The following is a 1,584-nucleotide window of genomic DNA, read 5'->3' as shown; positions in this document are numbered from 1 at the left end:
TGAGGACACCCGCGCGCAGCGGGGGTGCGAGCCACCACCGGCCCGCACAGGGCGAACGCGGGGCGGTACTGTTCCGCGAATGAGCAGGCTGAATCTCGACGACTTCTCCGATCTGATCGAGCGCCCCGACAGCGGCGTGCGGCGTGACGCCGAGGAACGGCGTGAGCGGCTGGTCGTGCCGGCCGGGGCGCTGGGCCGTCTCGACGAGCTGGCCGAGTGGCTGGCGGCGGCGCAGGCCGCCGTCCCGGTCCGGGCCGTCGACCGCCCGCGGGTGGTGCTGTTCGCCGGTGACCACGGGGTCGCCGAGCTGGGGGTGTCGGGCCGGGCGGCCGGCACGGCGCACGAGCTGGTGCGGGCGGTGCTGGACGGCGGGCGGCCGGTGTCCGTGCTGGCCCGCCGGTCGGGTGTCCCGGTGCGGATCGTCGACGCCGGTCTGGACTGCGATCCGGAACTGCTTCCCGAGGACGTCACCCGCCACCGGGTGCGGCGCGGCAGCGGGCGCATCGACATCGAGGACGCGCTCACCGTCGAGGAGGCCGAGCAGGCGGTGCGCCTCGGCATGGCGATCGCCGACGAGGAGGCCGACTCGGGCACCGACGTGGTCGTGCTCGGCGACCTCAGCGTCGGCGGGACGACCGCCGCCGCCACGCTGATCGCCGCCCTGTGCGGCACGGACGCGTGTCCGTGCTGGCCCGCCGGTCGGGTGTCCCGGTGCGGATCGTCGACGCCGGTCTGGACTGCGATCCGGAACTGCTTCCCGAGGACGTCACCCGCCACCGGGTGCGGCGCGGCAGCGGGCGCATCGACATCGAGGACGCGCTCACCGTCGAGGAGGCCGAGCAGGCGGTGCGCCTCGGCATGGCGATCGCCGACGAGGAGGCCGACTCGGGCACCGACGTGGTCGTGCTCGGCGACCTCAGCGTCGGCGGGACGACCGCCGCCGCCACGCTGATCGCCGCCCTGTGCGGCACGGACGCGTCGGTGGTCACGGGCCGGGGCAGCACCGGGATCGACGACCTGGCCTGGATGCGCAAGTGCGCGGCGATCCGGGACGCGCTGCGGCGCGCGCGTCCGGTGATGGGCGACCAGTTGGAGCTGCTGGCGGCGGTGGGCGGTGCGGACCTGGCGGCGATGACGGGCTTCCTGCTCCAGTGCTCGGCGCGCCGGCTGCCGGTGATCCTGGACGGCGTGGTGACGGCGGCGTGCGCCCTGGTGGCCCAGCGTGCCGCCTTCCGTTCGCCCGACTGGTGGCTCGCGGGGCAGCTGAGCGGGGAGCCCGCGCAGACGAAGGCACTGGACCGGCTCTCGCTGACGCCGGTGCTGGAGCACGGGGTGACCGTCGGCGAGGGCACGGGCGCGCTGCTCGCGCTCCCACTCGTCCAGTCCGCCGCCGCGCTCGTCGCGGAGCTTCCGGAGCGCGAGCGGGACGACGCCGCGAAGGCGGAGGACTAGGGCGGACGGCCCGCAGGGCACGGTCCGGCAGGGCACGGGGCCGGCCGGCGGCGAGCCGTTCCCGCCGGCCGGTGACGACGCGGCACCGGTCGCGCGCCCGCCCCGAGAGGGCCCGCCCGCCCCGAGAGGGAT

2 protein-coding genes are annotated in these 1,584 nt (G+C 76.5%); both read left to right on the top strand.

From position 1 onward, the window contains the following. Positions 1-79 precede the first annotated feature (79 nt). On the top strand, positions 80-952 hold the full coding sequence (locus EAO77_RS41505) for a nicotinate-nucleotide--dimethylbenzimidazole phosphoribosyltransferase (protein ID WP_410088735.1): 873 nt from the start codon (positions 80-82) through the stop codon (positions 950-952). Beyond that, entirely contained in the window at positions 859-1,452 is a 594-nt protein-coding gene (locus EAO77_RS41500) for a nicotinate-nucleotide--dimethylbenzimidazole phosphoribosyltransferase (protein WP_410088734.1), read from the top strand. The genes EAO77_RS41505 and EAO77_RS41500 overlap by 94 nt, the downstream gene beginning before the upstream one ends. Positions 1,453-1,584: the final 132 nt, after the last annotated feature.

Origin of the sequence: Streptomyces sp. T39 (assembly GCF_008042045.1) — a bacterium.
Lineage (GTDB): Bacteria > Actinomycetota > Actinomycetes > Streptomycetales > Streptomycetaceae > Streptomyces.
This window is presented reverse-complemented; position numbering and strand designations above follow the sequence as displayed.